This is a genomic window from Thermodesulfobacteriota bacterium (assembly GCA_034189135.1).
Lineage (GTDB): Bacteria > Desulfobacterota > Desulfobacteria > Desulfobacterales > JAUWMJ01 > JAUWMJ01.
Map to the genome: position 1 here is coordinate 32,990 of JAXHVO010000068.1, position 17,591 is coordinate 50,580.

Consider the following 17,591-nt stretch of genomic DNA (forward strand, 5'->3'; position numbering starts at 1 on the left):
ATTAACAGGAATGATCGGGCAGAAAGTTAAATGAGCAAAACTTTTAAGTGAAAAAATTAAAGACTATAAATTTTTATATGGAATATTTCAATTAAAAATATTTCTTGTTAAAAATTTTTTTATTCGATATTTATCTTTTTGTCAATTGATTTTTTCAAATTTTTAAATCGCTATTGAATTATCTGGTTGATTTTTTCTGAAAATGGGATAAATCTAGGCGGAATATAGGGAGATAGATATCATGCTCGAACAAGCCGACTTAAAGATTATCATGCGCCTTCGGCAGATCATTCAGGAGATGTCGCGTCATTCCAAATACCTTCTGGAAAAATACAAAATTACCATACCACAGCTGATCTGCCTGCAGGAAATTTTTCAACACGGACCGATTTCTTTGAGCGCGTTAACAAAAATCGTTTTTTTAAACAACAGTACGGTCACCGGCATTGTTGATCGCCTTGAGAACAGAGGCCTTGTTCAACGGACCCGAATCAGCAAAGACCGGCGACAGGTTCATGCTGAAATTACCCAGGCAGGTATCGAATTTATTGAAAAGTCGCCCCCGCCATTGCGAAAAACTTTTTTTAATCGCCTGGCAGAACTTGACGATGAAAAGATAACACTCATATTGTGGTCTTTGGAAATGATCGTTGATATGCTTGGCCCGAAAAAAGAACTGTTGAAAGTACCGGTCCCTCCTGCTCATTTTGACGAGCCCAAAGCGGAAATTGCGCCTTCAGAGGGAATTACACCATCAGAGGAAATATAGGCGACACCTGGTGTAATTATCGCTGCACCTTCGGAAAATTAAATTGCAAGTCCACCATGAATAAAACCGCAAATAAATTCCTGAAGCGCTCTTAGCCTGCTGTTTTAAAAAAAGTCATCTTGTCTTGCCACCAACGATGTCCGTCCGGCTGAAATTTATTTGACATATGAACTCCCTTTTTTTATAAATCACCGGGGTAAAAAACCTGTTTTATACCGCTTGCCATAAATATGTTCCGAAATATGGAATTTCGGTATAAGTGGTTGTAGAAAAAACGTTTCCATAACGGAACGTTTTTTTGACAACCACTATACAAGTTCATTGTTTTCATCTCAATACTGAAAGGAGTCTTAAAATGAGAAAATACTATTTGATAGGTCTTTTGCTTTCGGTCATGCTTGTTTTTGGTTGTAAGACGACTCAATCAACCTCTTCAAAATCGGTTTCCAAGCCGGTTGCCCCAAAAAAGTCTGTTTCCATCTATGTTTTAGTGGACCGGGGAATTAAGGCGAACATGAATGCTTTCGTCAAGTCACAGTACAATTCTCTCGGTCTGTGGATGGAAAAGGATCTTGTAAATATACTGGAGAAAACTGGATATAAGCCGTACCTGATACAACATAGAAAGGCTTACAAACGCGGTCCAGGAAAATATCTGCTTAAAGTGACCATTACAAACTTTGGCGGAGGTGCTCCAGGTGTGCGAAGGGGATGGAGATATAGGAGATATGGAGGCGGTGTTGAAACTTTGGATACCCGTTACCAGTTGTTCGGCAGAAGTTCAAAACCTTTTCTTGCCAAAACCCATGGAACAAGTTCCAGCAGGGGTTGGCGTCGCTGTGCAAGAAAACTAAACGAAGATACCGTCCAGGCTGTCACTAACCGATTAAACAAAATTAAATAATCGTCTAAGTTTCGCACTTTGTTGTTTGTTCAAAGCCATAGACGGTAAGGAATACACACAAATTGTGTCTCACCGTCTTTTAACAGCGATGTAAATATAAGATGCAAGGTATAGATAATATTATATGACCGATTTAAGCACAACCGGAAAAAATTTTGATTTCTGGCAGAATCATTCCTTTAATTACCTGCAAATGGCTTTTCGCACTGATAAGCGGGAAGTCGTTCATCACCCGGACGGTTATGGAAAAAGAACCGGACAATGTGGTGATACGGTTGAAATATTTTTAGCTGTCCGCCATGATAAAATAGATTCGGTATCATTTCAGACAGACGGCTGTATAAACACCAATGCCTGTGCCAATACAGTGGCATGCCTGGCGGAAGGCAAACATATCGATCAGGCATGGGAAATTTCGCCTGAAACAGTCATTGATTATCTCGGCACATTGCCTGCTGAAAAAACCCACTGTGCGGAAGTTGCTGTGGGTGCTTTTTATCTTGCTCTGGCCAATTTACGAGAACTGAAACGAAGTCCCTGGAAAAAGCATTACCCGCATCAGATGATAAAAAGCAGATGAAACCATTGCAAAACATTCCCCATTTTACAACAACGCGGGAAAACAAATTTTTTCATTTATTCTTGACATGAATTTGCAAGTTGTTTATAGCTTTCACTTCAAAGAAGGTACTTTGATACTAACATAGGCTAAAGACTGACATCCGGTAGTTTACTCTTCAACGGGCACCAACAGGCAGTTTAGGAATCGCGATAGGAATGGGGCTGAAAGATTTATTAGAAAAGAAAAAATCCACCATTACCAAAGACTGGTTTGAAGCGGTTGCTGCCACGTATGCGCCTGACGCAGCTGATTTTTTTAAAAGACAGAAAGATCCCTTTGCCAATCCTGTAGGAAATACCATCTTTAACAGTATAAAAAAACTGTTTGACGAGCTTCTATCGCAGATGAATCGCGAAGAAATAAAGTCCTGTCTGGACCCCCTCGTCCGGATTAGAGCTGTTCAGGATTTTTCCCCCTCAGAAGCCACCTCATTTATCCTATCTTTAAAGAAAGTGATTATTACACATTTAAAAAAAGAACTTCGTGATACACAAATTTTTAATGAATTTTTGCAATTTGAAGAAAAAATTGACACCTTGTGCCTGATCGCCTTTAATATCTATGTTGAATGTAGAGAAAAAATTTATGAATTAAAGGTAACTACGGAAAGAAATAAAATATACAGTGCGTTTGCACGAGCGGGTTTAATAGATGATGCTCCGGAAAATAATCCTAATCTTAAAGCGTTATAATAATACAGTCACCTGGCAGCAAAATATTACATGATTTATTGTATGTTGTCACGGAACCCTAAGTGAGGTAACATTATATGAATGTAAAATACCTTTATTCCCTCATTGCTGTCGTTGTTCTTTTCCTGATTTCCTACATTGGTGTTGAAGCGCTGGGTCTTCATATCCTTTTTGGAATCGTCATTCCCTATGTGGCCATTATCATATTTATTGCCGGGTTCATTTACCGGGTGATGGCGTGGACACGTTCGGCGGTTCCTTTTAAAATTCCCACCACCTGTGGTCAGCAGAAAACACTTCCCTGGATCAAGCCAAACAGTGTTGACAACCCGACCACTACCGGAGGCGTGGTGATTCGAATGATACTGGAGATTCTGTTTTTCCGGTCTTTGTTCAGGAATACCCGGATGAAGCTAAAAGAGGGATCCAAACTGTCCTACCAGCTGGAAATCTTTTTATGGCTGGGGGCTCTGGCATTTCACTGGTCATTTCTTACCGTGATCGTTCGGCATCTTCGCTTTTTTACCGAGCCGGTTCCTTTTTTAATACAGTTGCTGGAAAGACTGGACGGTTTTTTCCGCATAGAAATTCTATATGATGTCTATAAATGGGGCCTGCCCGGTGTATATCTGTCCGGCCTTGTGCTGCTGGCAGCAGTGACCTATCTGTTTTTAAGAAGGGTTTTCATTCCCCAGGTCAGATATATCTCCCTTGCCGCAGATTTTTTCCCGCTTTTTTTAATTTTCGGCATTGCGTTAACCGGTATCCTGATGCGTTATTTTTCCAAGGTAAATATTGTAGAAATAAAAGAATTTGCCATGGGTCTGATAACCTTTCGGTTTACCATCCCGGAAGGAGTCGGGGGCGTTTTTTATGTCCATCTGTTTTTTGTCAGTATTCTGTTGGCATACTTTCCCTTCAGCAAGCTCATGCACCTGGGAGGAATATTTTTAAGTCCGACCAGAAACCTGACCACCGACACCCGCGCCAGAAGGCATGTCAACCCATGGAATTATCCGGTTCCTACCCATACTTACGAAGAATATGAAGACGAATTCAGGGAAAAAATGGTAGAAGCCGGACTGCCGGTGGACAAACAGCCTGTTGCAAAAACACCGGAAGAACCACAGGAACAAGAAGAAAAGGAGTAGTTTATGGCAGATGTTCCAACACCAGAAGAAATGTTAAAGATGGACCACCGTCCTTCTCAAACAGGATGGATGGAAACTCCCGTTAATATAAGAAAAGGCATTGCATGCTACGCCTCAAACCCTAAAAGTGTGGAGTATGTCGGGCTTCCCTACCCCAGAACCTGGAGCTGTTTCGAGGAAGACTGGCAACTGCCGGAAAACTGGAAAGAAATTATTTTCGAAGGGTTTAGAGAACGTCTGGAACGGTTTCGCTCTTTTAAAGTGTTCATGGATATTTGTGTCCGCTGCGGAGCCTGTGCCGACAAATGCCATTTCTTTATCGGAACGGGCGATCCTAAAAACATGCCGGTTTTAAGAGCCGAACTGTTGCGTTCCGTCTATCGTAATGACTTTACCACCGCGGGAAAAATTCTTGGCAAGGTGGCCGGGGCAAGGCCGCTTACACTGGCGGTATTAAAGGAATGGTGGTATTATTTCTTCCAGTGCACCGAATGTCGAAGGTGCTCGGTTTTTTGCCCCTATGGGATAGACACTGCCGAGATAACCATTATGGGTAGGGAACTTCTCAATCTCATCGGACTGAATATCGACTGGATTGCCACCCCGGTGGCCAACTGCTACCGGACGGGAAATCACCTTGGAATACAGCCCCACGCGTATAAGGATATGCTGGACTTTTTTACCGATGAAATCGAGGACATCACCGGAATCAGGGTGAACCCCTCATTCAATAAAAAAGGTGCGGACATCCTGTTTATTACCCCGTCCGGCGATGTGTTTGCCGATCCGGGGACCTTCACCTGCATGGGATACATGATGATATTTCATTATTTACAGGAGAAGTACGGTTTTGACATCACCTGGAGCACCTATGCATCCGAAGGCGGGAACTTCGGCTTTTTCACCTCCCACGAGACCATGAAGCGACTCAATGCCAAGATGTATGCAGAAGCCAAAAGACTCGGAGTAAAATGGATTCTCGGAGGTGAATGCGGCCACATGTGGCGGGTGATTAACCAGTATATGGATACATTGAACGGTCCGGCCGATTTTCTGGAAGAGCCGGTTTCCCCCATAACCGGAACCAAGTTTGAAAACGCCAAATCCACCAAGATGGTGCATATTATGGAGTTTCTCGCTGATCTTATCAAGCATGATAAACTCGATCTCGATCCCAGCAGAAATGATCACATCAAGGTCACCTATCACGATTCCTGCAATCCTGCCAGGGGCATGGGACTTTTGGAAGAGCCAAGATATGTGATTAACCACGTATGCAACCATTTTTATGAAATGCCTCAAAATACAATCCGGGAACAAACCTTCTGCTGCGGCAGCGGAGCAGGCTTGAATGCAGGTGAAGATATGGAACTGAGAATGGCCGGAGGGCTTCCCAGGGCCAACGCCGTCAAATATGTTCATGAAAAATTCGGTGTAAATATGCTTTCATGTATCTGCGCCATCGACCGGGCGGTACTTCCTGACCTCATGTCTTACTGGGTTCCGGAAGTCGATGTCACCGGTATTTGCGAAATGGTGGCCAATGCACTGAACATGCCCGGACAAAAAGAAAGAACACTTGACCTGCGCGGGGAAGAACTGCCGGGAATAGAGGGTGATACGGAGGGTGATGCTGATGAATGATAAAAAAATTATCATTGCGGGTTTAATTATTTTTATCGCAATTATACTGTTTCCTTTCTGGTATGGTCTGCTGAAGGCCGCCCCTGCACCTGAACTTAAATTGACCGATAAGGCCAAGGCGGCCAAAGAGTGCGTTCGCCCCACTGATTATATGAAAGCAGAACATATGCAGCTGCTTGATGAATGGAGACATTCGGTGGTAAGAAATGCCGAGAGAGTGTATGTCAACAGCAGCGGAAAGGAATTTAACATGAGTCTGTCAAATACCTGTCTTGATTGTCACTCAAACAAGGCAGACTTTTGTGATAAGTGCCACGATTATGCTTCGGTAGATCCTTATTGCTGGGATTGCCATATTGATAACCCGAAGGAGAAAAAGTGATGGAAAGCAGCAAAAGACGCTTTTTGCAAATAGCAGGTATTTCAGCCCTTGGTTTGGGGGCAAAGCCTGTTCTGGATGCATTTGCCAAAGAAGAACACGGCGATAAACCCGAGGTTCAAATTAAAAAAGGGGACAAGGCCTTAAAAGCCAAACAGTGGGCCATGGTCATCGATACCCGGAAACTCGATTCGGCAGAGGCTCTTGAGCCGATCATTGATGCCTGTCATAAAATTCATAATGTTCCCACCAAGCTGGAGAATAAGGGACATGAGGTGAAATGGATCTGGGAGGAAGAATACAAGCACGCTTTTCCGGGAAAAACCAATCGGTTCCTTGATGATAAGATAAAGCAGACGCCTTTTCTGGTCCTTTGCAATCACTGTGAAGACCCGCCCTGTTGCCGCGCCTGCCCCACCAAAGCCACGTTTAAAAGAGAGAGTGACGGGATCGTGCTGATGGATTTTCACCGCTGCATCGGCTGCAGATTTTGTATGGCGGCCTGTCCCTTCGGTGCACGAAGTTTCAATTTCAGAGATCCACGCCCTTTCATTGAAGAAACCAACAAGGAGTTCCCCACCCGAATGAAAGGGGTGGTGGAAAAGTGCAACTTCTGTGCGGAGCGCCTGGCGGTTGGCAAAATGCCTGCCTGTGTGGAGGCATCCAACGGCGCCATCGCTTTCGGGGATCTGTACGATCCTGAGTCTGAAGTCAGAAAACTGTTAAAAACAAACTACACAATCCGACGTAAGCAGGGCCTGGGTACCGAGCCTTCTGTTTACTACATAGTGTGAGGTCGTTATGCTTGAATTAGCAATCAAAGGCAGCAAAAAATATTATGGGTGGTTGGCGGTTCTGCTTGTTATAATCGGGGTTGGATTTCTCGTTTATCTGAAGCAGCTCGATTTTGGCCTGGGCATTACCGGTATGACCCGGGATGTATCCTGGGGATTTTATATCGCCCAGTTTACCTTCTTGGTTGGTGTGGCCGCAGGGGGTGTGATGGTGGTTTTGCCATACTATCTGCATGATTATAAGGCCTTTGGAAAGGTGACCATTTTGGGCGAGTTTCTCGCCATTGCCTCCGTGGTGATGTGCCTGTTATTTATTATCGTCGACCTTGGCCAGCCCATGAGGCTTTTTAACGTTCCGCTTTATCCCACGCCGAATTCCGTTCTTTTCTGGGATATGATCGTATTGAATGTATATCTTTTCTTAAATATTATTATCGGCTGGAATGTGCTGGAAGCCGAGAGGAATAATGTTCACTACCAGGCATGGCTCAAACCGCTGATATATATTTCCATCCCCTGGGCGGTGAGCATCCATACGGTTACCGCCTATCTTTACTGCGGTCTTCCGGGCAGAGGATTCTGGATGACAGCTATTTTAGCTCCCAGGTTTCTTTCTTCCGCCTTTGCAGCCGGTCCGGCACTATTGATTCTGTTATGCCTGATTATCCGAAGGGTGACCAATTACGACCCGGGGAAGGAACAGATTCAGTCTCTGGCCAAGATCGTGGCCTATGCAATTTCAATTAATGTGTTTTTCTTTCTCTGCGAAATTTTTACTGTCTTTTATGCCAACATTCCCGAGCATACCGATCATATTAAATACCTTTTTGTCGGTCTTCACGGACACGGTGTGCTGGTGCCCTGGATGTGGACCTCCATGGTTTTGATGGTGATCAGTATTATTTTGCTGGTGAATCCAATCACGCGTAAAAACGAAAGCATTCTGATTGTCGCCTGCATCACCACTTTTGTCGGCACCTGGATCGACAAAGGGCTTGGCATGATCTCCGGCGGTTTTGTACCCAGCCCCTTACACCATGTGAATGAATATGTTCCGACCATACCTGAAGTTCTGATCGCACTCGGTGTCTGGGCCACCGGATTTTTGGTGTTAACCCTCCTGTTTAAAATCGCGGTTTCAGTAAAGGAAGAAGTTCGCGCATAATCGAAACTGCTAAATAAATTTTCCAAGGGCTCAAATTTTCGGTTTGAGCCCTTTTTTTTTCTGTAATAAATTAGCCTTGTTAAAAGATTTAATACGGAGTTTCACGCAGAGACACTGAATATTAATTTTTAATCTCTGTGAAATTTCCTGGCATATCCATGGTAACCATATAATGGTTGAACAAAAAATTACCAACCTCAAGCTGCCACTCTCCGGCGCTCTTTTTACCGCCTTTATCTGCATCCTGTTCGGATCCAATGCGGTGGCGATAAAGATGACCCTTGAAGGAATAGGTGTTTTCACCTCAGCCGGGATGCGATTCGGCGTGGCATCGCTGGTAATTAGTCTATGGGCTCTGTCCACACGTAAGCCTTTTGTCATAAGAAAAGGACAATTCTACCCCATGCTCATTATTGGCATGATATTTTTTGTTCAACTGTCCCTTTTTTATTTTGGCATCAGCAGAACCAATGCCTCCCGGGCCACACTGTTTGTCAACCTGCAGCCTTTTTTCCTTCTGGTTTTGGCACATTATTTCATTGCTGAAGATGCCATATCAACAAGAAAGCTGTTGGGCATTCTGGTGGGTTTTTCCGGGGTGGCTTTTGTATTCCTGGAAAAGAAGGGAATCACTGCGGATTTTCAAACCGGTGACCTGATCGTTTTATGTGCCGCTTTTCTGTGGGCCTGCAATGGGATTTATACCAAAAGAATTATCGCAAACTTTGAACCGTTTCATCTCGTGCTATATCCAATGATGATCGCCACCCCGCTGTTTTTTCTGGCAGGCTTTCTCTTCGATGGCAGCATGATATCGGAAATAAACCCGAGGGTGACTTTATCGTTATTATATCAGGCTGTTGTAACCGGATCCTTTGGTTTTATCGCCTGGATTACCATGCTAAAAAAATACGGTGCCGTCGCTTTGCATTCTTTTATTTTCATTATGCCGGTGGCGGGTGTGCTGCTGGGTGGACTTGTTTTGCGAGAACCGATCACTGCAAAAATTATGCTGGCACTGCTGCTTATCGTTTCGGGAATCTTTATCGTGAATCTAAAATGGGTTCATGCACCCACATAACCATTTCACACCTTTGAGTTAAGATCGTTATCATTATGGCAAAATCAAATTGGTTTGAATGTTCAGTGTTTTCCGACCAAAGCGACTGCCTGTGCATGCTTCCCTGAAGAATAAGCAATGACCCCACCTGCTTTATCTGCTTTCGAAAGTTGAGAGATGCTGTTGAATGCCCAGTGAAATTTGATGGCCCCAATTCTATGGAGATTCTCACATTTAAAATAGACTTAAACCCCAACCGCCCGGTTGAGTGTCCGTGAAGCCATATAAATTCAGTGTCATCTATTCGGTTTTTACCGCAGCTTTTGTTGGACGCATTTTCCTTTGTGTGTCTCTACCAGCAACATAATGTCTGCGATTTTTTATTCATCATCATCGTAATCTGGATATTGTGGCGGAGATTCTCCAACTGACTTGATTAGTTTAATATGTTTTTTATTAGATTTTAATTCATCAATATTTTGTACATAGATTCGATGCCACCAATCACCCCCAAAATCAAATAGATAGTGAAAAACATCATTTTCATTTAAGCCGGCATCACCAATTCGAGTCTTTGTTGTCGATGCAGAGGTGACTAATGCGTTAATTTGTCGTTAGACGGATATGATTTTACAACAATCAACATTAAGATTTTCTTGACTCGACATGCACCAATAATGATATCATTAATGTTGTTCAACCTGAGTAACTCTCAGAGACTGTCGAAAAAAACTAAATTTACGATTTTGATGTTTGTAACCTAGTGATTTTCTGTCCAGGCTCGGGATCGACAATTATGGCGGCAAAGGCAAACCGGCTGGCTGCCACCTTGTTTTACTGGCGTAAAATGGAAGGAAGGTTCCGATCAGACTGGATGCCACAACCGTTTATTCCGGGGAAAAAGAAGTGACCACCATCGTCTGCTTTCGTGACCTCAGCGAGAAAATCCTCCCGAGAGTCATAACCTTGAAAGGATAGCAAGCAGTATGGCTCGACATCTCAAACTCTACAACCAACAGTTTGGTGATACCGCCGCGCGGATAGGATTGATTAGCCAGGCGCAATTGAATGAAGCACGGAGGCACCAGAAAGAATTACAGGAAAAAACAAAAAACGATGTATCCCTGGGACAAGTATTGCTGCAGCTCGGGCATATTACTGAAGAGCAACGAGCTGCCATTATAGCAATGCTGGCTCTGTCAGAAGACAACCAGAAAAGCGGTGAAAGCAAGGCTCTGCGTGAGAAAGCCAAGATACTGTTTAGGGAACTGGGGCTTTACAACCAGCGCTTCGGAGATCTTGCCATGAAGCTGGGATTCATTTCTGAGGGCCAGCTTAAAAAATCTTTAGAAATTCAAAGGAAGGTACAAGAAAAAATAAAGAACGACGTCCCCCTCAGCCGGGTTTTGGAAGAACTTAAATATCTCTCAGAGGAGCAAAAGGCGGCAATACTTGCAGTGCAGGGCCTGACTGTGGAAACTGCGCCCGGTAGCGAAAAAGCCAAATCAGGTGTCGAAGGATTCGGACCTGGTGCCGAAAATGGTGAATCCGACGATGAACAAATCTTACCCGGCAAACAGGAACCCAAAGAAGATGAAGAACAGGTTAAGATTCATGAATATTTTTTGGTGGATGTTAGTGAAGATAAGTTGACTGCCAGGTTGATGCCGAACGCCCGGGATCATGAGGAACTGGTTTTTGAAGATGTGCTCAAGTTGATTGAAGCGGAAGGGATTAAACATGGTCTTGTTGAGAAGGCTGTGATCCTAAGCTTTTTTAAAGATGAATCTGAAGAACCTAAAACACTGACAATAGCTAAGGGCTATCCTGCTGGAGAAGGAAAAGATCCGGAGATTGTGTATCACTTTGAAACCAACCCGCTCACAGCCGGTAAGTTGATGGAAGATGGAACTATCGACTGGAAAGATCGAGGGGAAATACCCCAGGTCGATGAAGGAAATCTTCTCGTGGAGATAATACCCGGTATTAATGGTACGGTTGGGATGGATGTGTTCGGGAATGAAATTCCTGCGCTACCGATCGCGAAAGTAAGTCTGAAAGCCGGTAAAGGGGTGAAAAAATCCAAGGACGGTAATCGTTTTTTTGCCGGTGCCAAAGGGACCCCGCAACTGTCTCGAAATGATACACTGATTGTTTCTCCGGTACTCAACATACCAGGCGATATAGGCGTCGAAACCGGACACGTTGAATTTAATGGGCATATTGAAGTGGAAGGCACCGTTCAAAGCGGTTACCGGGTGAGGGGTGAGAGTTTCAGAGCCCAGAGTATCGACAATGCAGAACTCCATGTCAGTGGAGACGTTGTGGTGACCGGCGGGATTTTCAACTCAAAGATCAACTGCGAGGGCAATTTGAATGCCGTGCATGTGCACAATTCCGACATCAATTCCGGCGGTGACCTCGTTGTTGAAACGGAAATTACTGAATCCAGGATTGAATTATATGGGATTTGCAAGGTGGAGAACGGCACCATTATATCTTCCGAAATTGCCGCCCGGGAGGGAATTATCGCTAAGAACGTAGGGACCGCCGTGTCAAAACCCTCTGACCTGAATGTCGGGGTTGACCACATACTGCGCCGGAAAATTTCGGGGCTCAAAAAATTGTTTTCAAAAACGGGCCGGAGAAAGAAGGACCTCACGCCCCAAATCGAAACCCTGAAGGCCCAGTCCGACCAGATAAACGGAGAACTCGGGGAGGTCGCCCAGAAACAAGACCGATACATGGTGCAGTTGAGGCAATTAAAAGAAAAATTCAAGGATCATGAAAGCATTGATGAAGGACTGAAAGCTAAATATGAAAAGGCGATCGCAGAACTTGAAGCAGAACGCAGCGCAATAGACACAGTCGTGGAAGAGCTGATGAAGAAAGACAGCGAAATCGAAACTACCATTGCGGACCTTGAAGAGGAGGCGACTGAACTTGCTGAAGACTTGACGGAACTCGAAGAAAAAATTGAGATGCTACGGGAAAAGCGGGAAACAGAAAAGGGGAAACCGGTTGTGAAGGTTTCCGGGGATCTTTTTCACGGCACTAAAATTTCAGGTCCTAAATCAAAGCTCACCTTCAAGGACGATTGTGCCCATGTCAACATTTTTGAAACCAATAAAACTAAAGAGGGTCAATCTACCCGGTGGCATATGAAAATCAACCCCCTGCGGTGAAACATACGTAAGCTCTAAAACCCTATAGGGCATAAACTGTTTCTATATGCCGGGATCATCGACCACCATGAGCAGACATTGATGATTGCCACCTAAGCAAACATCAATCTCAGTGGTAACTGTCAGGGTGAAGCGGTTGCGGCTGTTTTTAATTATTCACCCGCCCGATGAACTGTATCAGGAGAAAATGCCGGCAAACAAACAGCTATATATTCGGCACCGCCCGCATTTGGTGTGCTATATTTAACCCATTCATTTTTATTAACAATAATAGCTTCACCCGCATGTACATCCAACTCGCCCGATTCAGTTTTTACCCTCAACATTCCTTTTAGAACCACTGTATACTCGGTAAATTCCGGCTGCTGCCCAGGCTCTACCCAACCTTGGGGACTGACCATGCGAGCGATACTCAAGGCTGTGGTATCGGAGTTAACCAACCCAATATATTCTTCAATTCTCTTGGGTTTGTTGCCGGCTGCTTCAATAACTGTTGGCTTATTTATTTTTATTGGCATGTGTGTAAATTTTTAACGGCACGCTTCAGTGACGCAAGTCTCTTTTTCGCGTCTGTTTGCCGACGCTTAGGTGGACTTTTCAACGTTATGCTGAGGCCCTAAAACCCAGTAAGGGATATTTCTTTTAGTCCATTTCGCAAAAGACATCTTCTCTGCCAGGTAAAAATGTCTGTATGCCTTAATTGCATCTCCAGGAACTTTATATTTTTCGGGCATGGCTTGAGCAAATTCGGTCAAGCCCAGATTTTCGTAGTCATAATTCGAAATTTCCCGAAGAACAGACATTGATTTGTGGTCTGTTTCTTTTTCAAATCTGAATCGGTATTCATTATTAAGTGCGGCTGCAAGATTTTGCAGCCAGGAAAAATTGTCGAATGACTTTTCTACCCAAAGCACACATGGATGTTTTATGTGGGTCGACTTGTATGGTGTAGAAAACCCTTTTTTATTTAACGCCGTGCATAACATCTGCACGCTCTCAAGTATCATTTTCACCACGTGTTGGTCACAATGATACTCTGCGCATTTTTCAATATTTTCATCCAGAATAAATATATTCATTTGAGCGAAGTTCACCAATAGAAACATGTACCTTTCAGCCAGCTTTTTAGAAAGTACCTTAATATGGTGCAACAGGCCAGAGGCATCTAATCTTGCTAACCTTGGCATCACCTATAATTTTCTTTTTTATATTAATCTTCAAGCACTTTCTGCGCGAATGTCCCCTATTTTGAACTTTTAAACTAGAACCTATCTCAAAAATAAGGTTCGGGTTCAGGGCAAGGCGTGGATCGGTGAAAAAGCGGAGCATACACGCAGTATGTGAGCATTTTGAACCGTTCCACAACGCCGCCATGGACACTAAGATTGTTTTTGAGATCGGTTCTAATGAATGTCCCTGACCCTAATAGCCTTGAACATTAAATGTTTCAACTACTTGAGTTTTTCGACATTAAGCAACTGAATCTCTCCCTCTGGGCTGAGGGCAATATTAATATTATTTTCTGTTTTAATTTTGACCGCCAGTGCATATTTTTCAATCGTTATGACATCTCCATCCTTCAGATACGAAGTAGCAATCCTTCCTTTATTGAGAAATGTCCCGTTGGTGCTTTTCAGATCTTCAATTAAGTAGTTACCCTGATTCTGAATAATCTGTGCATGTTGTCTGGAGACAGCAGGACTATCAATATGAATATCATTGCTTTCAAGCCTGCCGATAGTGATTTTATCTTTATCGGTTTCAAATGCTTTCAGCACTTTTTGGTTTAACTTCAGCAGTATTTTGATCATCGATGACCTCTATGGCTATGCGCTTTGAAAAATGGTAATTCTTGCTGCTGAGCGCCTCGAACCCTAAATTAGTCGACTTGTCAATATATCAGGGAAAGTCCCGAAACCCGCCAGATATCTATGCCATGAAAGTCCTTTACACCGGCGCATGGTCATTTCATGGTAAAGCCACGGGATTTCAGAAATCCACGCATGTGGGGACGGGATTCTTTACCCACCAGAGCCTTCATCTCCTGGGTCCAGCAGCTATCTTTGGTGCCACCCGTACGGGTTCTGTAATAATTCCGTAGTTGTTCATCATACGCCATGATACCCTCCGTGTCATCTGAGTTTTGATAACGATCTTCCTTCAGTACCACGGGGAGGGGCAAGCGGGGTTTGACTTCAGGGTCCTGGGCCGGATATCCGAGACAAAACCCGAAAACAGGATATACCTGATCCGGCAGATTCAGAAGCGCAACGACCCTCTCCGGATCATTGCGGATACCGCCGATGTAGCAGATGCCCAAACCTGTTGATTCGGCGGCGACGGCACAGTTCTGGGCAAACAGGGCCACATCAATGGTGGCAATGATGAAGTGTTCGGTCATCCCAGTTATAAAGTCACCGCTCTGCATCTCACAGGCCCGTCGGGATCGGTTGAGATCGGCACAGAACACCAGAAAAGCCCCGGCGGTGGTCACATATTCCTGATCCCCGGACAACCGGGCAATTTCACGCCGCGTTTCCGCTTTCCGCACACGGATCACCGTGGTGGCCTGGAGGTTGCTGGAGGTAGCTGCAGATTGGCCACACCGAATAATTTCATCAATCATACCATCATCCACCGGTTGATCGGTGAATTTTCGGATGGAGCGGTGGGACCGGAGTAATTGCATCACTGGATTCATTTAGTCCTCTTTCAGGTAACTGATTAAACGCAATGATTGCATATTTCTCTCCTCTTTAAGATGGGCCTTGACGCTGGGAGGAAATCGAAGTCTTCGCTATCTGGGTCACTCACAGACACGATAGCCTCCTTTATCCTTTCCAACAATCGTAAGCACTGTCACTATTTTTCAACAGGAACGATCGTCTTTCTCTGACGCATGGATATTAAATCCTTCTTTTAGAGTTTGATGTTCCCCTCAAAAAGTGGACTATTATTTGTATTAGCTTGTCTGTTGCTCAAATTCAACCCTTCAATCAAAATCATAATTCCTCCAAGCGGAATCAAATAATACTAAAAAATTATTATGTTATTTATCAGCTTATTATATCAAAGTATTGTCTAAAGTATTTCACAATTTTGGCGATAAATTAAATAATGGAGTTGTGTTATTGGTAAAATATCCCAAGCTAGTGAGTATAACAATCCTAAACAAACCAGTATATTGGGGATGTTAATTCAAGAACTAAGAAGCGGGGAACTGATGGATAATTATAATATCTGGAAAGAAGATGCATATTCAATGCACCATCGCACATAAGTTTAAATTCGGAGGTAGAAATGAAAAAATTATATGAATTTATGTTTTGTTTTTTATTTGCTTTGATTTTTATTGTCCCTGCAAAAGCTGCTCAACCAGTTGATACTCCCAAACTCGTTAAAGAACTTGGATTCCAATCAACAATGGAATTGAGAATGTCCATACCGAACGTCCCGCAGTCTGATTTTGAAAAAGAAACCATATTGAAAAATTCTGTCTATAAAAAGTATACGGACCTATATGAAAAGATTAAACACGTCACGATTAATAATTATCAACCCAAAACCTGGGAAGGTAAAGATGCAGCGAAAACCTTAGTTGAGTTTAGAAAAGCCATAGAAAAGTATTTGGCGAAATACAAGGAGCTAAAAAAAGATCATAAGCCCAAGAAAGATCTTCAAGAAATTTTAGATAGATATCAACTTGGAACCAATGCTTTAAACATCAGAAGTTTTGTTGATTCTATTGTAAATCCTTCTCGCTCCATGCTTAAAGATTCTATTCTTACAAGAAAAATCGTTAATCTCCACAATGAATTAGTTCGGATTGACCCCAATGAGTTCGATCTTTCAAATCCGATGATAAAAGACAGCGTAATTATTCTATATAACCAATTTTTAGATATAGCTAAGAATTTTGTTAAGACTAGAAAGGACCTAATTGCTCAAGAAAAAAAACAGGCAGAAGAAAAAGCTGCAAAGATCGCAGCAGAAAAAGAGCGGATAGCTAAACGGAATGCCAAACTCAAAGAAGAAACTGCCAGAAAAAAACATGAAAGTTTATCTGCATCTGTGGAAAAGAAAAATGTTACAAAAACATCAGATGCACCCTCCAAGATATTAAAAGAGGAAAGAGCTGAACCAGTTAAGATTAAACAGTCTACGGTAAATAAGATCACCAACAAGTATTCTCGTGTGAAAGGCGGTTGGAAATTCTTAAAATGGGGAATGATTCCAGATGAAGTTGAAATTTTACTGAAGCATAATTATTTTATCCCGCTTCAAGGCAAACTAAAAACGTACAGACAACCATCACATGTCTGGTTTGACAACGGTCTTAAATACGATTTTCAGAACAACACTCATGTTATTGGCGCTCCAAATTCAATTAACATGTATCGATATTTCAAAATTAATGAAGGATTTACGGGCAATACTTTAGAATGGAACAATGCCAAACTACCATATGAGAGATCTTTAACTATCTTTTTTTATCAAGAAAAGCTTTTTGGTGTTAAAATTCAGTATTACAACTCATATGATGATGCCTTAATTATTGTTACGGGATACAAAGAGAAATTTGGAGGGAAAATATTAAAATACAACAAAGATACTCGCGATAATGTGATTTATTTTCTGGACAAGAAAAATCTAAGTATAATTGGTACGAAATCAGTGACCTCTGGCGATAGGAATTCTACTATCATTGTTATGGTAAATCCCGGCATTCCACCTAAAATGATAAAAGACGAAATTAATCGACAAAAAATTCAAACTGATAAGCAACATAATAAAATAAAAAGCAATTTGTTTGAATAATTAATATTTACAATCATCATAACGAACTTATAAACTTTCCTGAAATCTAAATCGTTAGAATTATCAATATATCAAGGAGGCTCCCGAAACCCAGGAAGTCTCCATCCGGTAGAAAGGTCATGGCCCAGGGTTCATTGAATACTCCAAAGCTCTCGGCCAACAGCCTTGAACCTGCATTACCGTAAATTATCTTATCAGCGGACTCGGCGTAGGTGTTGCAGAAAAACAGGAGCAATACCAGGGCCAGGCAACTTATTAAACGCAATGATCGCATATTTTTCTCCACTTTCAGATGGGCCCTGAACGCTGGGAGGAAATCGAAGTCTTCGCTATCTGGGTACGCACCGGTACGATAGTCTCCTTTATCCTTTCCAACAATCGTAAGCACTGAGAAGCACATCATCGACT

17 protein-coding genes and 1 pseudogene are annotated in these 17,591 nt (G+C 42.9%); 12 read left to right on the forward strand and 6 right to left on the reverse strand.

Annotated features, from left to right (window positions below; all coding sequences use genetic code 11):
* The first annotated feature begins 241 nt into the window (after positions 1 to 241).
* From SWH54_09980 to SWH54_10025, 10 genes are all read left to right on the forward strand, one after another.
* Entirely contained in the window at positions 242 to 769 is a 528-nt protein-coding gene (locus SWH54_09980) for a MarR family transcriptional regulator (protein ID MDY6791586.1), read from the forward strand.
* 355 nt (positions 770 to 1,124) lie between these two features.
* A complete protein-coding gene (locus SWH54_09985; GenBank protein ID MDY6791587.1) occupies positions 1,125 to 1,673 on the forward strand; it encodes a hypothetical protein in 549 nt (182 codons plus the stop codon).
* A 124-nt stretch (positions 1,674 to 1,797) separates the two neighbouring features.
* On the forward strand, positions 1,798 to 2,253 hold the full coding sequence (locus SWH54_09990; GenBank protein MDY6791588.1) for an iron-sulfur cluster assembly scaffold protein: 456 nt from the start codon (positions 1,798 to 1,800) through the stop codon (positions 2,251 to 2,253).
* 197 nt (positions 2,254 to 2,450) lie between these two features.
* Complete coding sequence (locus SWH54_09995) at positions 2,451 to 2,987, forward strand: RsbRD N-terminal domain-containing protein (GenBank protein MDY6791589.1); 537 nt, start codon at positions 2,451 to 2,453, stop codon at positions 2,985 to 2,987.
* A gap of 77 nt (positions 2,988 to 3,064) precedes the next feature.
* Entirely contained in the window at positions 3,065 to 4,138 is a 1,074-nt protein-coding gene (gene dsrM, locus SWH54_10000) for a sulfate reduction electron transfer complex DsrMKJOP subunit DsrM (protein ID MDY6791590.1), read from the forward strand.
* 3 nt (positions 4,139 to 4,141) lie between these two features.
* Complete coding sequence (locus SWH54_10005) at positions 4,142 to 5,782, forward strand: (Fe-S)-binding protein (GenBank protein MDY6791591.1); 1,641 nt, start codon at positions 4,142 to 4,144, stop codon at positions 5,780 to 5,782.
* The gene (dsrJ, locus tag SWH54_10010; GenBank protein MDY6791592.1) at positions 5,775 to 6,164 is read left to right on the forward strand and encodes a sulfate reduction electron transfer complex DsrMKJOP subunit DsrJ; all 390 of its coding nucleotides are present in this window, start codon (positions 5,775 to 5,777) and stop codon (positions 6,162 to 6,164) included. Before SWH54_10005 ends, dsrJ begins: the two co-directional genes overlap by 8 nt.
* Complete coding sequence (locus SWH54_10015; protein ID MDY6791593.1) at positions 6,164 to 6,955, forward strand: 4Fe-4S dicluster domain-containing protein; 792 nt, start codon at positions 6,164 to 6,166, stop codon at positions 6,953 to 6,955. The genes dsrJ and SWH54_10015 overlap by 1 nt, the downstream gene beginning before the upstream one ends.
* Before the next feature lie 7 nt (positions 6,956 to 6,962).
* The gene (gene nrfD / locus SWH54_10020; protein MDY6791594.1) at positions 6,963 to 8,120 is read left to right on the forward strand and encodes an NrfD/PsrC family molybdoenzyme membrane anchor subunit; all 1,158 of its coding nucleotides are present in this window, start codon (positions 6,963 to 6,965) and stop codon (positions 8,118 to 8,120) included.
* 172 nt (positions 8,121 to 8,292) lie between these two features.
* Positions 8,293 to 9,201 carry a DMT family transporter gene (locus SWH54_10025; GenBank protein MDY6791595.1) on the forward strand — a complete coding sequence of 303 codons (909 nt, stop codon included), beginning with the start codon at positions 8,293 to 8,295 and terminating at the stop codon, positions 9,199 to 9,201.
* Between the two features lie 77 nt (positions 9,202 to 9,278).
* On the opposite strand, the pseudogene SWH54_10030 reads toward SWH54_10025, so the two are convergent.
* Positions 9,279 to 9,425 (reverse strand): annotated as a pseudogene (locus SWH54_10030) (hypothetical protein).
* A 741-nt stretch (positions 9,426 to 10,166) separates the two neighbouring features.
* Here SWH54_10030 and SWH54_10035 point away from each other — a divergent pair.
* Entirely contained in the window at positions 10,167 to 12,365 is a 2,199-nt protein-coding gene (locus SWH54_10035; GenBank protein MDY6791596.1) for a FapA family protein, read from the forward strand.
* A 152-nt stretch (positions 12,366 to 12,517) separates the two neighbouring features.
* On the opposite strand, the gene SWH54_10040 is transcribed toward SWH54_10035, so the two are convergent.
* The 4 genes from SWH54_10040 to nfsA all read right to left on the reverse strand — a co-directional run bounded on the left by SWH54_10040 (position 12,518) and on the right by nfsA (position 15,066).
* Positions 12,518 to 12,883, reverse strand: a complete 366-nt coding sequence (locus SWH54_10040) for a cupin (GenBank protein ID MDY6791597.1) — start codon at positions 12,881 to 12,883, stop codon at positions 12,518 to 12,520.
* Positions 12,884 to 12,949: 66 nt separating this feature from the next.
* Complete coding sequence (locus SWH54_10045; GenBank protein ID MDY6791598.1) at positions 12,950 to 13,444, reverse strand: pyrimidine dimer DNA glycosylase/endonuclease V; 495 nt, start codon at positions 13,442 to 13,444, stop codon at positions 12,950 to 12,952.
* A gap of 372 nt (positions 13,445 to 13,816) precedes the next feature.
* The gene (locus SWH54_10050) at positions 13,817 to 14,176 is read right to left on the reverse strand and encodes an FHA domain-containing protein (protein ID MDY6791599.1); all 360 of its coding nucleotides are present in this window, start codon (positions 14,174 to 14,176) and stop codon (positions 13,817 to 13,819) included.
* Positions 14,177 to 14,328: 152 nt separating this feature from the next.
* Entirely contained in the window at positions 14,329 to 15,066 is a 738-nt protein-coding gene (gene nfsA, locus SWH54_10055; protein MDY6791600.1) for an oxygen-insensitive NADPH nitroreductase, read from the reverse strand.
* A 599-nt stretch (positions 15,067 to 15,665) separates the two neighbouring features.
* On the opposite strand from nfsA, the gene SWH54_10060 reads away from it, so the two are divergent.
* Complete coding sequence (locus tag SWH54_10060; protein ID MDY6791601.1) at positions 15,666 to 17,183, forward strand: hypothetical protein; 1,518 nt, start codon at positions 15,666 to 15,668, stop codon at positions 17,181 to 17,183.
* Positions 17,184 to 17,229: 46 nt separating this feature from the next.
* Here SWH54_10060 and SWH54_10065 read toward each other — a convergent pair.
* A partial coding sequence (locus tag SWH54_10065; GenBank protein ID MDY6791602.1) for a hypothetical protein occupies positions 17,230 to 17,591 on the reverse strand: 362 nt, incomplete at its 5' end.